This window comes from Pseudomonas sp. P4795, from assembly GCF_048822895.1.
Taxonomy (GTDB): Bacteria; Pseudomonadota; Gammaproteobacteria; order Pseudomonadales; family Pseudomonadaceae; genus Aquipseudomonas.
On record NZ_JBMFBT010000011.1, the window covers coordinates 106553 to 128221 of the forward strand.

At 59.0% G+C, this 21669-nt stretch carries 22 protein-coding genes, 2 pseudogenes and 1 riboswitch; of the genes and pseudogenes, 14 read left to right on the plus strand and 10 right to left on the minus strand.

All coding sequences use genetic code 11. The features are described 5' to 3' along the window. Positions 1-33: 33 nt before the first annotated feature. On the minus strand, positions 34-1212 hold the full coding sequence (solA, locus tag ACOI8A_RS25660; RefSeq protein ID WP_420650283.1) for an N-methyl-L-tryptophan oxidase: 1179 nt from the start codon (positions 1210-1212) through the stop codon (positions 34-36). Positions 1213-1816: 604 nt separating this feature from the next. After that, positions 1817-2014: riboswitch (cobalamin riboswitch) on the plus strand. A 140-nt stretch (positions 2015-2154) separates the two neighbouring features. Here solA and ACOI8A_RS25665 point away from each other — a divergent pair. From ACOI8A_RS25665 to ACOI8A_RS25685, 5 genes are all read left to right on the plus strand, one after another. Continuing rightward, positions 2155-3168, plus strand: a complete 1014-nt coding sequence (locus tag ACOI8A_RS25665) for an ABC transporter substrate-binding protein (protein WP_420650282.1) — start codon at positions 2155-2157, stop codon at positions 3166-3168. Next, positions 3165-4181 carry a FecCD family ABC transporter permease gene (locus tag ACOI8A_RS25670; protein ID WP_420650281.1) on the plus strand — a complete coding sequence of 339 codons (1017 nt, stop codon included), beginning with the start codon at positions 3165-3167 and terminating at the stop codon, positions 4179-4181. Before ACOI8A_RS25665 ends, ACOI8A_RS25670 begins: the two co-directional genes overlap by 4 nt. Then, on the plus strand, positions 4178-4942 hold the full coding sequence (locus tag ACOI8A_RS25675; protein WP_420650280.1) for an ABC transporter ATP-binding protein: 765 nt from the start codon (positions 4178-4180) through the stop codon (positions 4940-4942). The genes ACOI8A_RS25670 and ACOI8A_RS25675 overlap by 4 nt, the downstream gene beginning before the upstream one ends. 221 nt (positions 4943-5163) lie before the next feature. Next, on the plus strand, positions 5164-6282 hold the full coding sequence (locus ACOI8A_RS25680; protein WP_420650279.1) for a hypothetical protein: 1119 nt from the start codon (positions 5164-5166) through the stop codon (positions 6280-6282). A gap of 4 nt (positions 6283-6286) precedes the next feature. Beyond that, entirely contained in the window at positions 6287-8137 is a 1851-nt protein-coding gene (locus ACOI8A_RS25685; RefSeq protein ID WP_420650278.1) for a metallophosphoesterase, read from the plus strand. 7 nt (positions 8138-8144) lie between these two features. Here ACOI8A_RS25685 and ACOI8A_RS25690 read toward each other — a convergent pair whose 3' ends face one another. Together ACOI8A_RS25690 and ACOI8A_RS25695 are read right to left on the minus strand one after the other, a co-directional pair. Next, the gene (locus ACOI8A_RS25690) at positions 8145-8855 is read right to left on the minus strand and encodes an EcsC family protein (RefSeq protein WP_420650277.1); all 711 of its coding nucleotides are present in this window, start codon (positions 8853-8855) and stop codon (positions 8145-8147) included. A gap of 109 nt (positions 8856-8964) precedes the next feature. Continuing rightward, positions 8965-9475, minus strand: a pseudogene (locus tag ACOI8A_RS25695) (GNAT family N-acetyltransferase). Between the two features lie 126 nt (positions 9476-9601). Between ACOI8A_RS25695 and chrA the strand changes: the two are divergent. Beyond that, the gene (gene chrA / locus ACOI8A_RS25700) at positions 9602-10813 is read left to right on the plus strand and encodes a chromate efflux transporter (RefSeq protein WP_420650276.1); all 1212 of its coding nucleotides are present in this window, start codon (positions 9602-9604) and stop codon (positions 10811-10813) included. Position 10814: 1 nt separating this feature from the next. Here chrA and ACOI8A_RS25705 read toward each other — a convergent pair whose 3' ends face one another. Together ACOI8A_RS25705 and ACOI8A_RS25710 are read right to left on the minus strand one after the other, a co-directional pair. After that, entirely contained in the window at positions 10815-11195 is a 381-nt protein-coding gene (locus ACOI8A_RS25705) for a type 1 fimbrial protein (RefSeq protein ID WP_420650275.1), read from the minus strand. Between the two features lie 100 nt (positions 11196-11295). After that, positions 11296-11532 carry a hypothetical protein gene (locus ACOI8A_RS25710; protein ID WP_420650274.1) on the minus strand — a complete coding sequence of 79 codons (237 nt, stop codon included), beginning with the start codon at positions 11530-11532 and terminating at the stop codon, positions 11296-11298. A 3-nt stretch (positions 11533-11535) separates the two neighbouring features. On the opposite strand from ACOI8A_RS25710, the gene ACOI8A_RS25715 reads away from it, so the two are divergent. The 4 genes and pseudogenes from ACOI8A_RS25715 to ACOI8A_RS25730 form a co-directional block, all read left to right on the plus strand. Beyond that, entirely contained in the window at positions 11536-11949 is a 414-nt protein-coding gene (locus ACOI8A_RS25715) for a barstar family protein (protein ID WP_420650273.1), read from the plus strand. Between the two features lie 93 nt (positions 11950-12042). Next, positions 12043-12615, plus strand: a complete 573-nt coding sequence (locus tag ACOI8A_RS25720; RefSeq protein ID WP_420650272.1) for an AAA family ATPase — start codon at positions 12043-12045, stop codon at positions 12613-12615. Between the two features lie 29 nt (positions 12616-12644). Beyond that, positions 12645-13484: a glutathione-dependent disulfide-bond oxidoreductase gene (yghU, locus tag ACOI8A_RS25725; protein WP_420650271.1), complete on the plus strand. Its 840-nt coding sequence runs from the start codon at positions 12645-12647 to the stop codon at positions 13482-13484. 41 nt (positions 13485-13525) lie between these two features. After that, positions 13526-13663, plus strand: a pseudogene (locus tag ACOI8A_RS25730) (NAD(P)-dependent alcohol dehydrogenase); the annotation flags it as partial. Between the two features lie 44 nt (positions 13664-13707). Here ACOI8A_RS25730 and ACOI8A_RS25735 read toward each other — a convergent pair. Beyond that, positions 13708-14568, minus strand: coding sequence for an AraC family transcriptional regulator (locus tag ACOI8A_RS25735; RefSeq protein WP_420650336.1), 861 nt, complete (start codon positions 14566-14568; stop codon positions 13708-13710). 222 nt (positions 14569-14790) lie between these two features. On the opposite strand from ACOI8A_RS25735, the gene ACOI8A_RS25740 reads away from it, so the two are divergent. Genes ACOI8A_RS25740 through ACOI8A_RS25755 form a run of 4 tightly spaced genes read left to right on the plus strand, consistent with a single transcriptional unit; the run spans position 14791 to position 18790 of the window. Then, positions 14791-15813, plus strand: a complete 1023-nt coding sequence (locus tag ACOI8A_RS25740; protein WP_420650270.1) for an alpha/beta hydrolase — start codon at positions 14791-14793, stop codon at positions 15811-15813. A gap of 58 nt (positions 15814-15871) precedes the next feature. Further along, the gene (locus tag ACOI8A_RS25745) at positions 15872-17083 is read left to right on the plus strand and encodes an MFS transporter (protein WP_420650269.1); all 1212 of its coding nucleotides are present in this window, start codon (positions 15872-15874) and stop codon (positions 17081-17083) included. A gap of 31 nt (positions 17084-17114) precedes the next feature. Beyond that, on the plus strand, positions 17115-18653 hold the full coding sequence (locus ACOI8A_RS25750) for a cryptochrome/photolyase family protein (protein WP_420650268.1): 1539 nt from the start codon (positions 17115-17117) through the stop codon (positions 18651-18653). Beyond that, positions 18650-18790 carry a DUF2256 domain-containing protein gene (locus tag ACOI8A_RS25755; RefSeq protein ID WP_420650267.1) on the plus strand — a complete coding sequence of 47 codons (141 nt, stop codon included), beginning with the start codon at positions 18650-18652 and terminating at the stop codon, positions 18788-18790. Before ACOI8A_RS25750 ends, ACOI8A_RS25755 begins: the two co-directional genes overlap by 4 nt. Before the next feature lie 3 nt (positions 18791-18793). On the opposite strand, the gene ACOI8A_RS25760 is transcribed toward ACOI8A_RS25755, so the two are convergent. From ACOI8A_RS25760 to ACOI8A_RS25775, 4 genes are read right to left on the minus strand one after another with little or no spacing between them, the layout of a single operon-like run. Then, positions 18794-19288 carry an SRPBCC family protein gene (locus ACOI8A_RS25760; RefSeq protein ID WP_420657875.1) on the minus strand — a complete coding sequence of 165 codons (495 nt, stop codon included), beginning with the start codon at positions 19286-19288 and terminating at the stop codon, positions 18794-18796. 15 nt (positions 19289-19303) lie between these two features. Continuing rightward, a complete protein-coding gene (locus tag ACOI8A_RS25765) occupies positions 19304-19690 on the minus strand; it encodes a nuclear transport factor 2 family protein (RefSeq protein WP_420650265.1) in 387 nt (128 codons plus the stop codon). Between the two features lie 59 nt (positions 19691-19749). Continuing rightward, on the minus strand, positions 19750-20493 hold the full coding sequence (locus tag ACOI8A_RS25770; protein WP_420650264.1) for an SDR family oxidoreductase: 744 nt from the start codon (positions 20491-20493) through the stop codon (positions 19750-19752). A gap of 39 nt (positions 20494-20532) precedes the next feature. Then, positions 20533-21636 (minus strand): alkene reductase, encoded by a 1104-nt coding sequence (locus tag ACOI8A_RS25775; protein WP_420650263.1) that lies wholly within the window; start codon positions 21634-21636, stop codon positions 20533-20535. Between the last annotated feature and the right edge of the window lie 33 nt (positions 21637-21669).

Consider the following 21669-nt stretch of genomic DNA (forward strand, 5'->3'; position numbering starts at 1 on the left):
CGCTCCAGGATGAAGTTTTTCACCTTACTCGTTTCACGATGGATTTCCTTCGAAGCGTTTCAGGGAGAAAGACGAGAGATCAAGGTCGGTGGTGCCGCGTATGCACCATTGGGCAAAGGCTTCGCCGAGTGCCGCCGAATGTTTGAAGCCGTGGCCGGAACAGGCCGACACCAGCAAGGTATGTTGCAACAAAGGATGCTGGTCGATGATGAAATGCCGGTCCGGCGTGACGGTGTACGCGCAGACCGCCGACTTGAGGACCTTGCCAGTGACCCCGGCGATACGTCCCTCAACTTGTTGCGCGTACATGTCGCGCTGCTCTGCCATCGAGACCGTACGGTCAAGCGTGTCGGGCGACGATGCGGTGTGGTACTGCGCGGTGGCGACCTTGAGGCTGCCCTCGCCCGGCTGAGCCGGGAAGCCGTAGTTGACGCAGTCGTCACCCTTGCCGTGGGTGAAGATGAACGTCGGCGACTTGCCGACCAGGTCGGCATCAGCCTGCAGTTCGAACCAGAACAGTTTTTGTCGATAGACCTTGAGCAGCCCGTCCAGCGGATCACCGACCAGGCCACCCATCCAGTTGCCCGCGCTGATCACCAGTTTGTCGGCGTGCAAAGTGCGCTGATCAGTGGTGACGGTGACCCCCTGCTCGTTCGAGCTGATGTCGATGACGGTCTCACCTTTGTACAACGTAGCGCCATGTTGCTCGGCCAGTTTGAGCTGCACGTCGATGCAGCGCTCGGGCCGCACGAAACCGCCGCCCGGTTCGAAGTAGCCGACGGCGCTCTCGTGCACCTCGGCGAACTGCGAAAAACGCTGGCGAATCTGCGTGGCATCCAGCACTTCATGTTCGATGCCGTAAGTCTGGGCCAGGCCGATGGTGCGCAGGGTGAAATCGGTTTGGTCGGCTGGATCGAAGTCCGGGCTTGAGGTCAGCACCAGCAAACCGGACTGCTCGAACAGAGACTCGCCGGACAGCGCCTCAAGCTCACGCCAGATGCGGTGCGAGTTGCGCACGATAGGCACGTACTGCGCGCCTTCGCCCACCGACAGCCGCGTGATGCGCGTGTCGCCATGGCTTGAGCCGAAGGTATGCGGCGGGTGATGACGGTCGATGCCGGCCACTTTTACCCCGGCTTTGGCTAATTGATAAACCGTCGCCGCGCCCATGGCGCCCAGGCCGATTACCAGTGCTTCAAATCGTTCAGACATCAACGCTCGCCCAAGCAGAAAACCGCCAGTTGAGAGGAAAACTCCATGTAAAACAACGAACAAAAGAGCATAACCATATGCCATTGGCGCGTTAGCTGGACTGGTTAGGTGAGGCCCATCGCCAGCAGCCAGTTCCACATTGGGAACTGGGTACATCTGCCAGAGATTGGTCGGCTGTCAGGCCGCCATCGCTGGCAAGCCAGCTCCCACAGTTTTTGATTCGCGTTCAACCCATGCGGCAAAGCCGCCCCACTCAACACAATGAGCGTTAGCTCGAGTACCGCTCTTGATCGCGAGCGCCCGTCGGTAGGCTGAGTGGAGGGATTGATCCGGGGGTGGGAGCGCAGCGACGTTTGGCGCAGCCAAACACATCGAGAGGAGGTGCAGCGCAGCAAACCGGAGGCGATGCCCCCGGATCGATCCCGGAGCGAAGGAACCCGAGCCTTAGCGAGGGCCGAACGTCAGGGTAAAGCCTTTTGGGTTACCTTTTTGGCGTTTGAAAAAGGTGACCCGCCGTCAGGGCGGAACCCCAAGAAGCCGTTACCGCAGCAACGAATATGTACCCACCGTTTCAGACATTTAACTCCCCCTCCATCGCCCGATCGACTACCATGCCGCCGCCGGTTTCCAAATGGGATTAATAGGGAATCCGTAGCGCCTCACGAGGCGTGAAACGGAACTGCCCCCGCAACTGTAGATGCCGAGCCTGCTCCTTTTCTGCCACTGGATTTATCTCCGGGAAGGCCTGGAGCGTGGCGACGACGCATCAGTCAGGAGACCTGCCGGCCATGCAATATCACTAACCGGCGGGGTGTCCGGGAAGGACATCGCTGCCGTGCGCAATTTCCTCTTCGACCGGCCCTACCCTGCTCCTGCGGCAGCGTTCGATGTGTTTCCAGTCCGTACCCCTGCTCCGTGTACGGTTCAAATGGAGATTGCATCATGCTGCTGGCCCGCGTTACTGCGCTCATCACCGGACTTGGCGTCTGCGCCCTCGCCCACGCCACCCCGACTCACTACCCGCTGACGGTAGAGAACTGCGGCAGCACCCTCAGTTTTGCGCATGCCCCGACCGGTACAGTGACCGTCGGCCAGGCCGCTACCGAAATGCTTTACGCCTTGGATCTGGGCGACAAAGTGTTGGGCACTTCGGTCTGGTACAACGACGTGCAGGCCAAATACAAAACTCAGGACGACAAGATCCAACGCCTCGCCGACAACGAGCCGAGTTTCGAAGCGGTGATCGCCAAACGCCCGCAACTGGTCGCAGTTGAGCTGGAGTGGATGGTCGGCGCGCAAGGCGCTGTCGGCACCCGAGAGCAGTTTCACGAGCTGAAAATCCCTACCTACCTGATGCCTTCCGACTGTGAAGCCAAAAACAACCTGGTCGGCGCTGACGGCACACGTCTTGCCCCATTCCACATCGACAGCATTTATAAAAGCGTCAGCCAGTTCGCCGAGATTTTCGACGTGCAGGAGCGTGGCGAGAAGCTCAACGCCGAACTCAAGGCCAGCCTCGCCAAATCGATCGCCACGGCTAAACAGCACGAACAAAAGCCGGCCAGCGCATTGGTGTGGTTTTCCAGCTCCGAGATGGGCGTCGATCCATTCGTGGCCGGACACAAGGGTGTTCCCGAGTTCATGCTCGAGACGCTGGGCGTGCGCAACATCGTGCAGTCCGATGAAGAATGGCCAACCGTCGGCTGGGAAACCATCGCAAAGGCCAATCCGACCTTTCTGGTGATCGCACGCATGGATCGTCGTCGCTTCCCGGCGGACGACCATCAGAAGAAACTCGAGTTTCTGCGCAGCGACCCAGTGACCCGCAATATGGACGCGGTGAAGAACAACCGCATCATCATCCTCGACGCCATGGCCATGCAGGCCAGCCTGCGCATGTTCGATGGTCTGGAACAACTGGCCTCGGCCATCAACGGTTATGACCTGAGCAAATGACCGCCATCGCGTTTCGAATCCTGTTGGCGCTCGGCGTATTGTTACTTGCCGTACTCGCCGGAGTGTCCATCGGTGAAACGGCCATCGCGCCGGGCGTGGTGTTGCAGACGCTGGCCAACAAGCTGTGGGCGGCGGGTTATGCGCTGGATCCGATTGATCAGGGCATCGTCTGGAATTACCGTCTGACTCGCGCCTTGGTAGCGGCCGCGTGTGGCGCCGGGCTGGCGACCTGCGGGGTGATTCTGCAATCGCTGCTGCGCAATCCGCTGGCCGATCCGTATCTGCTGGGCATCTCCGCTGGCGCCTCGACCGGCGCAGTGATGGTCACGCTGCTGGGCGTTGGCGCTGGGTTGATTTCGTTGTCGGCGGGCGCGTTTGTCGGGGCCGTTGCGGCGTTCGGGCTGGTGATTCTGCTGGCGCGCGCCAGCGGCACCGCGAATGGCACCGGGCAGATTATTCTGGCCGGGATCGCTGGCTCACAGCTGTTCAATGCGCTCACCGCGTTTCTGATCACCAAGTCGGCCAGTTCCGAACAGGCGCGCGGGATCATGTTCTGGCTGCTGGGCAATCTCAGCGGCGTGCGCTGGCCTTCGGTGTGGCTGGCGATGCCGGTGGCCGTATTGGGGCTGGCGGTGTGTCTGTGGCATCGACGGGCGCTGGATGCGTTTACCTTCGGTGCAGATTCGGCGGCGTCACTGGGCATTCCGGTGCGTCGGGTGCAGTTTGTGCTGATTGGTTGTGCCGCGATGGTGACGGCAGTGATGGTATCGATTGTCGGTTCGATCGGGTTTGTCGGGCTGGTGATTCCGCATTCCGCGCGCCTGCTTCTCGGCACCAGTCACGGTCGCTTGCTGCCGGCAAGCGCGCTGGGCGGCGCGGTGTTTCTCATTGCGGCGGACGTGCTGTCGCGTACGTTGATCAAGGGTCAGGTAATTCCGGTTGGCGTGGTGACCGCATTGGTCGGTGCGCCGGTGTTCGCGCTAATTCTGATTGCCCGGAGAAACGCGCGATGAGCGTGCTGAGTTGCACCGATCTGGCGTTCAAGGTGCGTGACGCGCAGTTGTTGCACGGGATCAATCTGGACGTCCAGCGCGGGGAAACGCTGGGCATCGTCGGGCCGAATGGTTCGGGGAAATCCACATTGCTGAAGCTACTTGCCGGGCTGCGGGTTCCCTCCGCGGGCGCGGTTCAGCTTGAAGGTCAATCCATTGGTCGCTTGTCCCGGCGCGACATCGCGCAACGCATGGCAGTGGTCGAGCAGCAGGCCGATACCGACGATGCGATCCGCGTGTTCGATGCTGTTGCGCTGGGCCGCACACCGTGGTTGTCTGCGTTGAGTCCATGGTCAGCCGATGACGACGCCATCGTCCGCCAGGCCTTGCACGATGTGGACGCCACACACCTGAGCACACGCACCTGGCGCAGCCTGTCCGGCGGTGAACGCCAGCGCGTACACATTGCCCGGGCGCTGGCGCAACGTCCGCAGATTCTGCTGCTCGACGAGCCGACCAATCACCTCGACATCCAGCATCAGCTGGCGATTCTGAACGTGGTTCAAGCGTTGCCGGTGACTACGCTGATTGCGCTGCACGATCTCAATCAGGCGCTGACTTGTGACCGGTTGGCCGTGTTGGAACGCGGGCGCCTGGTAGCGCTGGGCAAACCGTTGGAAGTGCTGACGCCGCAACGTCTGCTCGACACCTTCGCGGTGCAGGCGCATTACCTGACCGATCCGTTCGACGGCGCGCAGATCCTGCGTTTGCGCTCGGTCTGATCAAGTTGGCAGACGCTCTCCATGTGAGTCGTCTGCCACACCGGATCGGCCTCTACATCGATTACCTCAAACCCCGTGCGAGCTTACCGCGCCTTAAAAGCGCAAGTCGGTTTCTTATAAATATCGCAGATCGCCATTCAGGCACCATTCGTCGCAAGCTGGCCAAACGCTGGCCACCTGCTACATTCACATGACACGTGTACGGATGCGGGTGTGGCGACATGGTCCATCAGCACAGGAATTTACCCCTGCAAGCGTTGGCTTTGATGGCTTCGGTCGGCGTCTGCGGGTGTGTGCCACCGCCACTGGTATCGTACAGACCGAGTGACCCGCCTGTTGTAACCCTGCCTTTGGTCGCTGCCGGAGTACGTGATGAGCGCAGTGTTTTTGCGACTCGTTTTGCGGCAGAACTTGCTGCCTCCTCTGCGCCGGATGATCGTGATGTCGCAAAATGGATACATTGGCCAACGGTGCCGACTCCACCACCGGCGCCATCATCACCCTTGCACGACGTCTCGATTCTTGTCATTCCCGGTATCTTTGGCGATTGCGTCGCCGACCAAGCATTGCCGTTCAGCGATGGAGTTGTCAGAACACCTGCTAAGAGTTTCACCGAAGGTTACGCCTACCTGACGCTCTCGGGCTTCACGCGTGTTCAAGCGGTGAATGTTCACGGCCGTGCCTCCTCATCAACCAATGGCGAAATTATCGCCGCTGCGATCTTGCGCGAAGCTAACGATCCCACGATCACAAGAATTTTAGTCGTCGGCTATTCCAAAGGTGTTGCTGACACTCTGCACGCCCTCGCGAAAATCGGTAATGGCCGTCCACTGCGAACACCGCTTTCATTCATTTCCGTGTCCGGCGTTGTAATGGGTACGCCACTTGCTGACAAGCATGATGACCTTTACAAGCAGTTGGGCACGCGCTATTCGGGGTTGAATTGCACACCTTCGGATGGTCAGGAGGTCACCAGCCTCACGCGACACCAACGACTGCGCTGGCTGGAAAAGCACCCTCGGATGCCAGGAGTGAACCTCTACTCGATAGTGGCATACGCTGGTGCCTCTTCAATTTCCCCAGGATTGCTCGCGTTTTACCAGTTGCTCGCACAAGTCGACCCGCGCAACGACGGCCAGATGATTGCATCTGACGCGGTGCTCCCCAACTCGACGTTGCTGGCAGAGGCAAATTCTGATCATTGGACCTATGTGTTGCCATTGCGCAACCATCCCGCCTGGACAATACGCTCAGCTACCTCCGATCTCCCATATCCGCGCGCGGAATTCTTCCGTGCGCTCATACGCACCGTCATCGAGCTGGATACCTTCGAGGAATAGAACAATGAATAATGGAATTTCGACATGGCTGTGTCCCCTGCTGGTAGCGATGGGAGCCGTCGCTGGCTGTGCAAACGGTCCCAAGGGCGTTCCAGTAGATCCAGGCAAAGACTGGACTCAGTCCGGAAAAACTGAGCTGACGCAACCAATCGCGCTCATTGCCGATACTCAAATACATGAGAGTCGCGGGGTCGCGAGCCGTTATTTCAATCGATCAGGCGATGAAGTTGTGCCCGTCACGTTGCGAACCGGGCAACAGGTCATCGGTGCGGCCGATATCCTGGCTTACGCAATGGAGCGTGCCAAGTCGTACCCGTTGGTTGTGCATGCAGGGGATGCGATCGACGTATCCTGCTCCACGGAATGGAATCTCTTCATGGCGGCTATGGGGGCATCCGGTCGGCCGGGCCCCGGGCCTACCAGTTGGCTATTCGCGCCGGGCAATCACGATGGATTCCTGACCGGCAACATGTACCCCAAGGACGATGCCGACGGCCGGATCTATGTCAAATCTTACTGGAGCAACCTGTGCAACGCAGGCCAAGTCTGGTCAGATCATCAAAGACGCTACAGCCAGATGCCCAAAGAGGAAATTGTCAGTCGATATGCCGCAATGCTCGCTCGGGATACAGCTGTGGATTCGAAAAACCCGAACTGCAATCCCGACGGCTCGTTGTGCTGGGCGACCCGCATTCGCAGGGGCGACTTGCAGTGGACATCCTACATCGTTCAGCGTGTACGCCTCCCGGCAGCGCAGTCCGGCGGCACTCCTGTTTATGCACTGTTGCTGGATAGCTCGGACTTCGATCAACGCCCATACTTGAAGCCGTCGGGACTTGCCGGGCTGCGGGCGGGAGTTTCCACCGACCAGCTACGTGCGTTAAAGCACCTGACTGCCGATCTCCCCTCCGAAGCCCGATATTTCTTTATCGCCCACCATCCATTCGATGTTTGGAGCGGTAACGACTGGAGCATCGAGAAGCGTGACCTGTGGAACGAGTTGAATGGCGATCCACGTTCGCTGCATTTCCTGGTTAGTGCCCATACACATACGGGCGCCCTGCTAAGCCACAATGGCGAATATGGTTCGCTGACAGAACTCAATACAGGGAGCCTGAGCGATGCCCCTGTTTATTTGCGTAATCTGAAGTTCGAAGCGGACTCGCGAGGAGCAGTCGGATTTCGCTCTGCTGCAATTCCGTTGATAGCCAAACAATCCAGCCCGAACTGTGATGGAGCGCAACTATCCAAAAGCTCGGATGAGTGGGATTACAGCGTCCGTAATCAAGATACCGAGAGTGATAGAACCAGCACGTACCCCAAGCTCATCCGCTACACAGCGGCCGCTTTTAGCGCTGTTGGCCACTGGTTTAAATTCTGGTCGGGGAAGCATGAGGAGTTACGACCACAGTTGCTCGCTTATGCAGATGTCGCAGAACGGACCATGCCCGCCAGCCAAGAGTTTAAATACTACCCGTTCGGGGAACGCGATGATCACGGCACGCCAATGCGGCCCGTTGTTTTGAGAGGTCCGGCGGAGGTTGCACAAAAATTGCGCGCCAACGCCAATTGTGACACTGGAGCAGGATTTTGCTCCGCACAAGCCAAAGGCAACCTTCTCTTGGCACTGGATACGTATTACTGGCTTGATCCTGCAACCCCGCAGACTGTGAAGGATAAAGCCCACAGCCTGCGGCTATGCATGGCATTGGCCGCAGCTGCAGAGTCCCCTTACCCGGGAAGCTCGGAACAAGACAAGGTAAATACAATCACCCGCTCGGTCAGCGTTGAATGGTCGGGCCGCCTATCACCAGGCTCAAGCCTCGCAGGCGAAACTGAGAGCGCGAAACGATAAACCGCTATCATTTTTTCGGCGTGAATGTATCCCGCGCAATGTTGCCCACAGTATTGGTGGTGTAGGCGTCAAAGGTTCCACCGATGACGCCGCCCAACAATGGAACGGCCTTTCCAAGGTTGATAATTCCTTTTTCACCAAACTTTGTAAAAAGCTTGAATCCAACCTTCTTGTTTATCTCGAGCAAAGTTTTACCGGATATCGATTTTACAGCGTTAAGCGCAAGCTTGTTGCCCACCGCGATACCGATATCCTTTAACACTTCTTTTGCAGAATTAGCTGTCAGGCAGGCAAAGACAAGTGTTTTCACCTTGTCATCCTTGATGTCGTATCCGCCCAAGTGAGCAATGGCCGCAATCATGCGGACTTGTACGAAGAGCACACTTGTAATATTCGCAGGCAGTGCGATGGGCAGTGTGATCAACCCTCCCAGGCCTGTAATGAACCCGGACGTACCCGACTTGGTATTTTGCCAGCGGATCAACGAGTTGGCTTGTTCGTAAGTGGTGCCATCGTCGTTGGAATAGCTGACCGCCAACTCTTCAGCGGAGTCTAGCCCAGAGAATCCATTGACAGATTTTTCATAAGCCCAATCGAGGGCTTGCATGATTTTTTCTTGACTAATCAGTTCCATTGTCGTCTCAAGAAGATGCGGTAGTGGCACTATGATGCCAGACAAAACCACATTCTGAAAGCTTGAAACAAGGGGCTTCAGCATTGCTATTCACCGGGCTTCGGTGCCGATGACGACGCTGATAGAGGTGCAGGCGCATTACCTGACCGATCCGGTCGACGGCGCGTAGATCCTGCGTTTGCGCTCGGTCTGATCACAACGGCAGACGACTCTCCATATGCGTCGTCTGCCAGAGCGGATCGGCCTCGACATCGATTACCTCAAACCCCTGCCGCAGCCAGAAATCAATCGCGCCCGGCAAGAACGGATGAGTGTGCAGATAGACCACTTCCACCCCGCTCTCCACCGCCAGCGCTTTCAACGCCCGATAGAGCTTGCCGGCCAGTCCCGAACGACGAAACGCGGGCAGGACGAAAAGCCGCACCACTTCCACGACGTTCAGTTGCTGGTAATCAAACTGCGAAAAACGTCCGTCGTAGGGCAGATAGCCGATCGAGGCGACAATCCGTCCTCCGTCCTCCGTCACGCGCCACCAGAAACGCGCCTTCGCCGCGCACGTAAATCTCTTCGAAATTTTGCAGATCAGCCGGGATTCCAGTCGCGCTGAGCTTCGGAAACAGCTCGGCGCGTGCTTGCAGCACAAATTGCAGAACCTCAGTAATGTCGGAGGCGTTCACGGCCTCAATGGTGGTTTGATCAGTCATGCACCCGCCATGATGGGTTGATTGAGATTGCCTTGTATCCACGCTGAAACGTATGTTTCGCAAAATGCTATAGCAAATCTATGTACCCAAGGCGTTCCCGGAGTTCATTTGACAGGGCGATCAGGCATGGCCAGTGACCGTTGCATCGACCGTAGAGACAGCTCGGCATCGGTATTTCTGATTTTTTTGCGTCTGGGGCTAACGTCTTTCGGTGGGCCTGTCGCGCACCTCGGTTACTTTCGCGATGAGTTCGTCACCAGACGGCGCTGGTTGAGTGAGCGCAGCTATGCAGATCTCGTGGCGCTCTGCCAATTTCTGCCGGGGCCTGCGAGCAGTCAGGTCGGGATCGCTTTGGGTCTGTCACGCGCGGGCTACCGTGGCGCGCTGGCTGCCTGGGCCGGGTTCACCCTGCCGTCGGCCGTCCTGCTGATTGCGTTTGCGCTGGGCATTTCCCATTACGGTTCGGTGCTTTCGTCCGGCGCACTGCACGGCCTCAAAGTGGTAGCCGTTGCCGTGGTTGCTCAAGCGGTCTGGGGGATGGCGCGACACTTGTGCACCGACCTGATACGGGTCAGCCTCATGATCATTGCGGCGTGCGTTGCTCTGCTGGCACCGTCAGCATTGGGACAGATCAGCGTGATTGTCGGCGCAGGCATTTTGGGACTGCTGATATTCAAACCGGGGCAGATCGCTGAGCATGAGCCGCTGCCGATCGTGGTCAGTCGGCGCGCGGGTGCGATCTGGCTTTCGTTGTTTTTCGTATTACTGGCGGGGTTGCCGCTGTTTGCCTACGCGCTGCCCAATCAGACTGTCGCGGTGGTCGACGCCTTCTATCGCGCAGGCGCGCTGGTGTTTGGCGGAGGGCACGTGGTGTTGCCGCTGCTGCAAGCGCAGGTGGTGCAACCCGGCTGGGTGAGCAACGAGGTTTTCCTCGCCGGTTACGGCGCTGTGCAAGCCATGCCGGGGCCCTTGTTCACGTTCTCGGCATTCCTTGGCGCGTCGATGAATACCGCTCCATCCGGCTCGATCGGCGGCCTGATCTGCCTGCTGGCGATCTTCGCGCCGTCGTTTTTGCTGATCATGGGTGCATTGCCGTTCTGGGAGCAATTACGTCGCAACGGGCGTACACAGTCCGCGCTTGCCGGGGTGAATGCGGCGGTGGTCGGGCTGCTGCTGGCGGCGCTGTATCAGCCGGTCTGGACCAGTGCGATCGTTGAGGTGCAAGACTTTGGCCTCGCACTGCTCGCACTGGTGGCGCTGATGTTCTGGAAGCTCCCGCCGTGGCTCGTGGTCGTCATCAGCGGGATCGTGGGATGGGGTTTAAGCGTTGTGGCATGAGTCACGGCGAAGTCAGTGTCACCACGTAATTTCCCGAGCGGATCGGCTTTCCAGCACCGTCGACCAACTGATACTGCTGATCAGAGTAACGAGCACCTGCGCCGCTATCGGCGATCAATCTGACATTGACTGCGGAACGACCCAGCGCCGTAACCGTACGCACGGGCTCGACACTGCGAGCACTGACAGCGTTACCTCGCGCCGGGGTTGCGCAGCCGTTGAGTTCGAAGGTCGAACTCGTCCCGCCGTCAAACGTACATCCCGGCTCCACGATGCTGCCGGTGAAATGAATGACACCCTGACTGGACGGGGTCGCCGCCAGGCAGGTTCCACTCAGTGCGGATAACAGGCTGATACCGACCGACAGACGATTCAAGTTCATGGCCAACACTCCGTGAGGTATATGGAGTGCATCGACAGGTTTGCCCGGAAACTTGAGTTTTTTAATGTTGTTTGTTGGAAACGGTTAACGGCACGTCAAGTCAAACCGGGTGATCGACCACCTGGATCTGCGTCAGCCCCATCAGCTCAGCCTGCTCCAGAATCTCCTCCGGCGTTGCGTCCGCACTCGGCATGATCAGACTGTTCTCGCCATCCCCGAAATGCAGTTGCAACAGGTGCATCGCGGCTTCGTCGCCGGACAGTTCAGAGTATTCCAACTCAAAGGTATGCGTGCGCAGTTCGCCGTTGAAAAGGTATTCGACAGTGACATTGTGCATGGGATGAATTCTCGTGCAGGGAAGATAGCAACTGAATATGCTGACTTGATGGTCAGCGTTTTAGTTCAGCTGCTATGTTTGCCCTCTGCGATATTCCGGCGTGAGCCGCACGACCTTGAGACGCCTATGATGATGCGCAAACCGCTTGTACAGATTGACGTGAGCAAGGTGAAAAACTCTGAACAGCTGCACACACTGTTGAAGGATGCACTTGAATTCCCTGAGTGGTATGGCGGTAACTGGGATGCTTTCTGGGATGCGATCACCGGGCTGGTCGAAATGCCTGTACAGCTGAAAATCTCAGGGTGGGAAACGTTGTCCGAACGCTTGCCGAGAGATGCACAGCTCATGCAGCGATGCTTCGCCGACATGGAAACCGAATATCCAGCGCTCGTTCCGGATCTGGTGTTCGACTAAAGGCTTTTTGCATATGTTTAACCGCAAGCAAGCGCTTTAGCAGTTAATCCAAAACCGGCACAATCTTCGGCTTTTTCAAAACAGGAAAGCTTCATGCAACGGATTGTGATTCTGGGCAACGCGGGCAGCGGCAAATCCACCCTCGCCCGCGCGCTCGGCAAGCGTCTGGACCTGCCGGTCATACACCTCGACACGCTGTTCTGGGAACCCGGCTGGGTCGAACCAGACGCTGAGCAATTTCGCGCAAGGGTTCGCGAAGCAATCGCCGCCGATAACTGGGTGTGTGAAGGCAACTATGCGCGGCGCACCTTCGAGTTGCGCCTGCCGCGTGCCGACCTGATTATCTGGCTCGACACCCCGCGGCTGACCTGTTTCTGGCGGGTGATCGTGCGCAGCGTCATGAACCGCCCTCGCGCGGATCTCGCCGCTGGTTGCACAGAGAAACTCGACCGGGAATTCCTGACCTTTCTCAAGTTCGTGTGGACTTTCGATCGTGGCTATCGGCCGGGCATCGACGCAGTGCGCTTGGCCGTCGGCCCCCACGTTCCCGTAGTGCATTTACGCAGTACTGGGCAAATCGCAGCGTTTGTCGCGAGCTTGCCGGCTGCTGATTTCACCAATGACTGCTTGTCCGCCCCACAATCAACCGACAGAATCGGCGCCTAGCCCAGCAAGCAACTGATGAGGTCTGTGTCATGAGCAAAGCGACTTACGTTCCGCCCGCAGTCTGGAAAAACAACGCCCCGTCCGGCGGCCAGTTCGCCAACATCAATCGCCCGACTGCCGGGCCGACGCATGAAAAAACTCTGCCGGTCGGCAAGCAGCCGTTGCAGCTGTATTCGCTGGCCACACCGAATGGCGTGAAGGTCACGATTCTGCTCGAAGAACTGCTGGCGCTGGGGCATAGCGCGGCCGAGTACGACGCCTGGCTGATCCGTATCGGCGAGGGTGATCAGTTTTCCAGCGGCTTCGTCGAGATCAATCCGAATTCGAAGATTCCGGCGTTGCTCGATCGCAGCGTCGAGCCGCCGATTCGCGTGTTTGAGTCCGGTGCGATCCTGCTTTATCTGGCGGAGAAGTTCGGCGCGTTCCTGCCAACCGATCCGGCCGGTCGTACCGAAACCTTGAACTGGCTGTTCTGGCAAATGGGTGCGGCGCCCTATCTGGGCGGCGGCTTCGGGCACTTCTATGCGTACGCGCCGGAGAAGCTCGAGTACCCGATCAACCGCTTCACCATGGAAACCAAACGTCAACTGGATGTATTGGATCGACGCCTCGGCGAAAGTCGTTACCTGGCGGGCGACAGCTACACCATCGCCGACATCGCGGTCTGGCCGTGGTACGGGCAACTGGTGCGCAACAATGTCTACTCGGCTGCCGAGTTTCTGTCGGCCCACGAGTACGTCCACCTGCAGCGCTGGGCCGAAGAAATTGCCAATCGCCCGGCGGTGATTCGCGGTCAGCGCGTCAATCGCACGTGGGGCGATGAGGCGAGTCAGGTGCCCGAGCGGCATGAAGCTGCAGATCTGGATTAAATCCCTGCTGATGTCTCACACCTCGCCTGCGTGATTGTGCCCATTTCTGCGCCGAGCACGGCATCGTGTCGGATATCGAACTGATTCGCGCGGATCAGATCAACGAATCCTACGAGCGCCTGCTCAAGGGCGATGTGAAGTATCGCTTCGTGATTGATAACGCGACGCTGGCTGGATAAACGTCCGCGATGCCTATCTGCGGAAAAGCATCTGCGGGTGGGCATCAAACCCCACGCAACGCCTCGATATCACGCTTCGGCGCCGCCCCGAACAGCCGACTGTACTCGCGGCTGAATTGCGACGGACTTTCATAACCGACCTTGAACGCCGCCGTTGACGCATCCTGATGCTCGACCAGCATCAGTCGCCGCGCCTCGTTCAGGCGCAGCCATTTCTGGTACTGCAACGGGCTCATGGCGGTCAGTTGGCGGAAGTGGTGATGGAAGGTTGGCGAACTCATCTGCACACGCGCGGCCAGTTCTTCGATGCGTACCGCTGAGGTGTAATTGACTTTCAGCCAGTCGATGGCTTTGGCGATCCGGTAACCCTGCCCGTCGACGGCGATGATTTGCCGCAGCCGACCGGCCTGATCGCTTTGCAGCAGACGATAGTGGATTTCGCGCTGGATCAGCGGAGCGAGCACCGGGATCGCTTCGGGTTCATCCAGCAGTGCCAGCAGCCGCTCGAATGACTTAAGCATATCGACAGTCACCGTGCCGATGCCCACCCCTTTGGACACCGGTCGCTCGCGGGCCGGCGGCGTTTCACTCTGCGCCACCAGCTCGGCGAGCATGCGCAGGTCGAGCTTGAACGTCAGCCCCAGACACGGCAGAGCCGGACTGGCCACCAGCACTTCGGAATTGGCCGGCAGGTTCAACGACGTGACCAGAAACCTCGAAGTGTCGTAGGGATACCCCTCGCCGCCGACCCACAGCTGCTTCTCGCCTTGCGCGACCAGAATGATGCTCGGCTCGACCATGCACACCACCGGCGCTGATGGCTGTTCGCGGCGGAAGAAGCCAAGCCCGGCAATCGGCATCGGGAAGTCACCCGGTTCTGCAACCCGGTCGGCGATGATCTGCATCAGCGTTTGCTGGAGCGCGATGTGCTGAGTAGTGATTTCTTGCTGGCTGGTCATATTCGCTCAATCCCTCTTTGCCTGAACTCTAACGCCCCCGCGCACCTGCGTCGCGCAAAACACCCGAGACTCATAGGATCAGGCAAGCAATCCAGCGCATTGCACTACGGCACGCCTGGCGTGGGCGGGAGAATGTTGGCTCGCCCACTCACTCGAAAGGATTTACCCGTGAAAGGAATTTTGCTGGCCCTCGGGCTGCTTGTGACCTCGTTTTCTTCAATGGGAGCCGATATGTCAAACGGTGCCGACAATTTCTACAAAAGCGCCAAGGTGAACGTGGAAAAAGTCACCTTCAATAACCAGTACGGTATGCAGGTCGCGGGCAATCTGTTCACCCCAAAAGGCCTGAAATCCGACTCGAAAAACGCCGCCATCATCGTCGGTCATCCGATGGGCGCAGTGAAGGAACAAAGTGCCAACCTGTACGCCACCAAAATGGCCGAGCAAGGCTTTGTCACCTTGTCGCTGGACTTGTCGTTCTGGGGCGCCAGTGCCGGCACGCCGCGTCAGGCCGTGTCGCCGGATATCTACGCCGAGGACTTCAGCGCCGCCGTGGATTTCCTCGGCACTCGACCCCTGGTTGATCCCCAACGTATCGGCGTGATCGGCATCTGCGGCAGTGGCAGCTTCGCCATCAGCGCGGCGAAGATTGATCCGCGCATGAAGGCCATCGCCACGGTGAGCATGTACGACATGGGCGCGGCCAACCGTAACGGCCTCAAACACTCGGTGACACTGGCCCAGCGTCAGAAAATCATTGCTGAAGCAGCCGCGCAGCGTGATGTGGAATTCCAGGGCGGCGCGGTGCGCTACACCGGCGGCACGCCGCTGCAACTGACCGGCAATGCCATCGGCGATGAGTTTTACGACTTCTATCGCACCCCGCGCGGCGAAGTCACCCCGGCCGGTGCCTCGGCGCAGACCACCACCATGCCGACGCTGACCAGCAACGTGAAGTTCATGAACTTCTATCCGTTCAACGATATCGAGAGCATTTCGCCGCGGCCAATGCTGTTCATCGCCGGCGCTGCGGCGCACTCGCGTGAGTTCAGCGAGGACGCTTTTGCGCGCGCCGCCGAGCCTAAAGAGCTGGTGATCGTCCCGGGCGCCGGGCACGTGGATCTTTACGATCGGGTCGAGCTGATTCCGTTCGCCAAGTTGACTGCGTTTTTCAAAACTCACCTGAAGTAGCCTGATCGCGGCCTCGCTCGCGAGGCCGCGACGCTTCACGCAATACAGGATTCAAACCATGACCCATTCCCCTCCTACATCGCCCGGGCATTCCTGGGGCGCGGTCTTCGCCATGTCGCTGGCCGCATTTGTGCTGGTGGCGTCCGAGTTCATGCCGGTCAGCCTGCTGACGCCAATCGCGGCGGATCTGCACGTCACTGAAGGTCAGGCCGGTCAGGGCATTTCCGTGTCGGGCGTATTTGCCTTGTTCACCAGTCTGTTGATCCCGCTGGTCGCGGCGCGGGTCGGACGCAAACCGCTGCTGGTGTCGTTGACCGTGCTGATGATCGTGTCAGGAACGGTGGTAGCGTTTGCACCGAATTACGCGATATTCATGCTTGGCCGTGCGCTGATCGGCGTAGCCATCGGGGGTTTCTGGTCGCTGTCGGCTGCGACGGCCATGCGTCTGGTACCTGACGATCAGGTGACGCGGTCTATGGCCATCGTCAATGGCGGCAACGCACTGGCGACGGTGGTTGCAGCGCCGCTGGGCAGTTTCCTCGGTTCGCTGATCGGCTGGCGCGGCGCGTTCTTTTGCGTGGTGCCGATGGGGCTGATCGCCACGGTCTGGCTGTTGTTCAGCCTGCCGGCAATGAAAGCCCAGGCCAGTACTGCTAGCGCCAATGTCTTCCGGTTGATGAAGAGCGGACCCGTCGCACTGGGCATGATTGCCGTCAGCGTGTTTTTCATGGGCCAGTTCATGCTGTTCACCTACCTGCGACCGTTCCTGGAAACCGTCACCCACGTCAGCGTTTCCATGTTGTCGCTGATGCTGCTGGTGTTGGGACTGGCCGGGCTTGCCGGGACGTTCCTGATTGAAGCTTTCATCAAAAAAGGCCTGCAGCGGACGTTGATCGTGATCCCGATGTTGATGGCGGTGATCGCCATGGCGCTGGTCGCGTTCGGCAGCTCGGCGCTGATCACCACGGTATTGCTGGGCTTGTGGGGACTGGTTGCGACCGCCGCGCCGGTCGGCTGGTGGACGTGGCTGGCGAGGACCTTACCCGATGATGCCGAAGCAGGCGGCGGGCTGATGGTGGCAATCATCCAGCTCGCCATTGCTTCGGGCGCCACCCTCGGCGGGCTGGTTTTCGATGCAAACGGCTACCGTGCAACGTTCGAATTGAGTGCGGTTTTGCTCGGCGCAGCGGCTGTTCTGGCGTTGATCGCCGGGCGCGCCGCAACAACGGCATTGAGGCGCGTGGAGTTTGCAGGCGAAAATAGGGTCTAGACCTCATGGCCACCCTATTGGATTGAGTCAAATGAACGCGATTCGCCGCTTGTGCCTGGTTCTTGGCGACCAGTTGTCCTTCGATCTCGCCTCGTTGCAGGGGCTGGATGCCGAGCGCGACAGGGTGTTGCTGGTCGAGGTCATGGAGGAAGCCAGCCATGTACCGCACCATCCGCAGAAGATCGTGCTGATCTTCAGTGCCATGCGCCATTTCGCCGAAGAACTGCGCCAACGCGGTTTTCAAGTGCAGTACGTCACCCTCGATGACCCGCAAAACTCCGGATCAGTACCCGGCGAGCTACAGCGCTGGCAATCGCTGACGCACGCCGAAGAGGTGCACATTACCGAGTGCGGCGACTGGCGGCTGGAGCAATCGATGAGGAATTGCGGCCTGCCGATCGAGTGGCACGCCGACAGCCGTTTCCTGTGTAGCCGCGAGGAATTCGCAGCCTGGGCCAAGGACAAAAAGCAGCTGCGCATGGAGTTCTTCTATCGCGAGATGCGTCGCAAAAGCAGGCTGCTGCTGAATGGCGACGGCACTCCGGTCGGCGGGGCGTGGAACTTCGATGCGGACAATCGCAAGGCATTGCCCAAGAGCGTGAAGGCGCCCTACCCGGCACGTTTCTCTGCAGATGCGATTACCCGCGAGGTCATCGCACTGGTCAAGGAACGTTTCGCCAATCACTACGGCGCCGTGGACAATTTCGACTACCCGGTGACCCACGCCGAGGCTCAAGAACTGTGGGCGTATTTTCTGGACTACGGGCTGGCGGGATTTGGCGATTACCAGGACGCGATGGCCAGCAACGAGCCGTTCCTGTTTCACGCACGCATCAGCGCGGCGCTGAATATTGGCCTGCTGGATTTGCGTCAGGTATGCAGCGACGTCGAGTCTGCCTACTGGTCGGGTGGTGTGCCTTTGAATGCGGCTGAAGGCTTTATCCGTCAGTTGATCGGCTGGCGTGAATACGTGCGCGGCGTGTACTGGCTGAAGATGCCCGATTACGCCAATGGCAACGTGTTCGGAAACAGCCGCGCGCTGCCGGAATTCTACTGGACAGCCGATACGAAGATGAACTGCATGCGCCAGGCGATCGGCCAAAGTCTGGAATTCGCCTACGCGCATCACATTCAGCGCTTGATGGTCACGGGCAACTTTGCCCTGCTCGCCGGCATTGCGCCGAGCGAGATCTGCGAATGGTATCTGGCGATCTACATGGACGCCTTCGACTGGGTCGAACTGCCCAATACGCTGGGCATGGTCATGCACGCCGACGGCGGTTATCTGGGTTCCAAGCCATATTGCGCCAGCGGCCAGTACATCAAACGCATGTCGAATTACTGCGGCGACTGCGCGTACAAAGTCACTGAAAGCACCGCCGACAACGCCTGTCCTTTCAACTCGCTGTACTGGCATTTCCTGATGCGCCACGGCGACGTTTTGCGCAGCAATCAGCGCATGGGCATGCTCTACAAAAACCTTGATCGTATGACCGAGGCCAAGCAGCAAGCGCTGTGGCAACGCGGGCAGATGCTGCTGGCGAAACTGGACGCCGGGGAGGCGCTTTGAAGAAAAGCGAACTCCCGGTCAAAACCTGCGTGGTCTGCGGGCTACCCTTTGCGTGGCGCAAGAAATGGGCGCGCTGTTGGGACGAGGTGCGTTATTGCTCGGAGCGTTGCCGCCGGCAGAAAGGTTCGGTGCAGTAAGGCTCACGACGTCGCGAGGAATTCCTGAAGACTGTTGTGACCGTCCACAATCAGTCCACGGATCAGCGCTTCATAGTGCTGCGCAGTCGCCAGATCGCGCACATCGAAGCTGGCCGACCATTTGATAAAGGATTTTGCCTGGCCGGTGAGTGGCTCAAGCTTCACCGTGGCCACGTAGTTATCCAGCGGGAGCGGCGCTTCTTCGAAGCGGTACGACAGCGTCAGATTCCGATCATCAACTGCCAGTAAACGCTCTCTGACAATCGCGCCATCGGTCAATACCAGTTTGCGCACGCATCCCACGATGGCGTCAGGCTGATTGCCCTCAATCGTGCTTTGCACAATTGATGGATGCCATTTGTGGATCTCGCCAAACTGCTTCAACACGCTCCATGCGTGTCCTGTATCGCTGTCCAGGACAGCGGAAAACTCGACCATCGGCACTGTGATTTCCTCTTGATTAATCAGGCGTGAAAGCCACCCCGGCTGACTTTCCACCGGGGCGAGCGGGACTCAGTTTTCGAACTGGTGATAGACCTTGGCGATGACTTTCCAGCTGCCGTCGATTTTGATCAGGGTCAGGTAATCGTTGTAGTCGGCGCCGATGGCGTCCTGCTCCATATCAACGCGTACCACAGCGGTGGTTGGCGTGATCGCCAGCACGTCGAGTCGGGTAGTGATGTTGGCGGCTTTGCCATTGCTGTCGACAAAATCGAACAGGTTTTTGATCGGGCCGCCGAGCAGTTGGCCGTTGGTGAAACCGTACATCACGGCGTCTTGGTGGAAAGCTTTGGCGATATCGGCCGAGCTACCGACGCGCAGGCCTTCGACGTATTGATTGGCCGTGGCGATGACCGCGTTGTAGTCAGCGGTGGCTACAGCTTTGATGTTCTTCGACATGGTGGTTTCCTTTGGGTGAGCACTCGGGATTGAGTGCTGGAGTTGATGGCCGCCTAGCGTTACCAATCCTGGCGCGTCGGCGAGATGATCAGGTCGTTGACCGTTACGTTTTCCGGTTGGTTGAGCGCATAGATCACGGCGCGCGCAATGTCGTCCGGCGCGATGGCGATTTTGTTCAGTTCCTGCGCGGCTTTGCGCCCTTCGGGATCGCTGACCTTGTCGGCCCAACCGGTGTTGATCACGCCGGGGCTGACGGTGTTGACGCGAATGCCATGCTGCACGCCGAGCTCTTTGCGCATCGACTCGGTCATGGCCTGGACGAAGAATTTGGTAGCGCTGTACACGCCCGCCGCCGGCCCGACCTGATGGCCGGCCACGGAGTCCATGTTGAGGATCTGCCCGGACTTCTGCTCAAGCATGAACGGCAGAACGGCGGCAGTAGCGTTGAGATAGCCTTTGATGTTCACGTCGATCATCTTGTCCCAGTCCTGTACCGCAAGATCGACCCAGTTGGAGAACAGCATCAGGCCGGCGTTGTTCACCAGAATGTCGACGGCGCCGTAGGTGTCGTGGGCAAACTGCGCCAGTGCGTTGGTCTGCTCCGGCCGGGTCACGTCGGTGGTGAAAGCGACCACGTCGCGGCCCGCTTCGCGCAGCTCGGCGACAAACGCTTCGAGTCCTTGCTGATCAAGCGCAGCGGCCACGACGCGGACGCCATGTGCGGCCAGCGCGCGGGTCGTAGCGGCACCAATGCCGGAGGACGCGCCGGTGACGATGGCGACTTTGTTCTGCAGATAATTCATGTTCAATGTCTCTTCGCGGTGAATTCTGATCGGCCGGACTCAAGCAGCAGCGTTCGGCCAGTCGGTGTAACCCTTGGCGCCGCCGCCGTAGTAGCTCTCACGCGGGGCGATGGTCAGCTCGAGGCCGCGGCGCAGTCGTTGCACCAGATCCGGGTTGGAGATGAACAGGCGACCGAATGCCACCGCGTCGATGCGGCCCTGCGCCCGACGCTCCAGCGCCATGTCCAGGTCGTAGTTGTTGTTGCCGATGAACGCCCCTTCGAACTGCACGCTCAGTGCGTCCAGATCCACGCCTTCCGGAACGGTGCGCGAGGTGGCAGTGGCGCCTTCGACAAAGTGCAAATAGGCCAGATTGAAGCGATTGAGCTGCTGGATCAGATGGCCGTAAGTCGCCATGACGTTGCTGTCGGGCGGCGTATTACCCGCATCCGGGGTCACTGGCGAAAGACGGATGCCGACCCGATCACTGCCCCAGATCTCAACAACGGCCTCGGTGACTTCCAGCGTCAGACGTGTGCGGTTTTCAATCGAACCGCCGTATTGGTCAGTGCGCTGATTGGTCGAATCGCGCAGAAACTGGTCGAGCAGATAGCTGTTGGCCGAATGCACTTCCACGCCATCGAAACCGGCGCGTTTAGCATTTTCGGCGGCGTGTTTGTACTGCTCGATGATGCCGGGGATTTCCGAGGTCTCGAGGGCGCGCGGCATCGATACCTCGACGAAGCCGTTTTCGGTGTAGGTGCTGCCCTCGGCTTTGATCGCCGACGGAGCCACCGGCGATTCGCCGTTCGGTTGTAACTCGACGCTGGAAAAGCGCCCGACATGCCACAGTTGGCTGACGATTTGGCCGCCCGCCGCGTGAACGGCGTCGGTGACTTTTTTCCAGCCTGCGACTTGCTCCTCGGTCCAGATGCCCGGAGTTTTGGCATAGCCACGGCCTTGCGCCGAAATGTTCGTGGCTTCGGCGATGATCAGGCCGGCGCTGGCACGCTGGGCGTAATAAGTCGCGTGCAGTTCGTTGGGCACGCCGTCTTCGGCCATACGGCTGCGTGTCACGGGAGCCATCACAATGCGGTTGGCTAATTGCAGCGCGCCCATCTGCGTGGGCGAAAAAAGATCGGTGTTGGAACTGTTATCAATCATGTTGAATTCCTCAGATATTAGACCGGTCGTCTA

Bases quoted from the DNA above. Each gene is read 5' to 3' on its own strand.
- solA (WP_420650283.1), bottom strand. From the start codon at position 1,212: ATGTCTGAACGATTTGAAGCACTGGTAATCGGCCTGGGCGCCATGGGC.
- ACOI8A_RS25665 (WP_420650282.1), top strand. From the start codon at position 2,155: ATGCTGCTGGCCCGCGTTACTGCGCTCATCACCGGACTTGGCGTCTGC.
- ACOI8A_RS25670 (WP_420650281.1), top strand. From the start codon at position 3,165: ATGACCGCCATCGCGTTTCGAATCCTGTTGGCGCTCGGCGTATTGTTA.
- ACOI8A_RS25675 (WP_420650280.1), top strand. From the start codon at position 4,178: ATGAGCGTGCTGAGTTGCACCGATCTGGCGTTCAAGGTGCGTGACGCG.
- ACOI8A_RS25680 (WP_420650279.1), top strand. From the start codon at position 5,164: ATGGTCCATCAGCACAGGAATTTACCCCTGCAAGCGTTGGCTTTGATG.
- ACOI8A_RS25685 (WP_420650278.1), top strand. From the start codon at position 6,287: ATGAATAATGGAATTTCGACATGGCTGTGTCCCCTGCTGGTAGCGATG.
- ACOI8A_RS25690 (WP_420650277.1), bottom strand. From the start codon at position 8,855: ATGCTGAAGCCCCTTGTTTCAAGCTTTCAGAATGTGGTTTTGTCTGGC.
- chrA (WP_420650276.1), top strand. From the start codon at position 9,602: ATGGCCAGTGACCGTTGCATCGACCGTAGAGACAGCTCGGCATCGGTA.
- ACOI8A_RS25705 (WP_420650275.1), bottom strand. From the start codon at position 11,195: ATGAACTTGAATCGTCTGTCGGTCGGTATCAGCCTGTTATCCGCACTG.
- ACOI8A_RS25710 (WP_420650274.1), bottom strand. From the start codon at position 11,532: ATGCACAATGTCACTGTCGAATACCTTTTCAACGGCGAACTGCGCACG.
- ACOI8A_RS25715 (WP_420650273.1), top strand. From the start codon at position 11,536: ATGAATTCTCGTGCAGGGAAGATAGCAACTGAATATGCTGACTTGATG.
- ACOI8A_RS25720 (WP_420650272.1), top strand. From the start codon at position 12,043: ATGCAACGGATTGTGATTCTGGGCAACGCGGGCAGCGGCAAATCCACC.
- yghU (WP_420650271.1), top strand. From the start codon at position 12,645: ATGAGCAAAGCGACTTACGTTCCGCCCGCAGTCTGGAAAAACAACGCC.
- ACOI8A_RS25735 (WP_420650336.1), bottom strand. From the start codon at position 14,568: ATGCAGATCATCGCCGACCGGGTTGCAGAACCGGGTGACTTCCCGATG.
- ACOI8A_RS25745 (WP_420650269.1), top strand. From the start codon at position 15,872: ATGACCCATTCCCCTCCTACATCGCCCGGGCATTCCTGGGGCGCGGTC.
- ACOI8A_RS25750 (WP_420650268.1), top strand. From the start codon at position 17,115: ATGAACGCGATTCGCCGCTTGTGCCTGGTTCTTGGCGACCAGTTGTCC.
- ACOI8A_RS25765 (WP_420650265.1), bottom strand. From the start codon at position 19,690: ATGTCGAAGAACATCAAAGCTGTAGCCACCGCTGACTACAACGCGGTC.
- ACOI8A_RS25770 (WP_420650264.1), bottom strand. From the start codon at position 20,493: ATGAATTATCTGCAGAACAAAGTCGCCATCGTCACCGGCGCGTCCTCC.
- ACOI8A_RS25775 (WP_420650263.1), bottom strand. From the start codon at position 21,636: ATGATTGATAACAGTTCCAACACCGATCTTTTTTCGCCCACGCAGATG.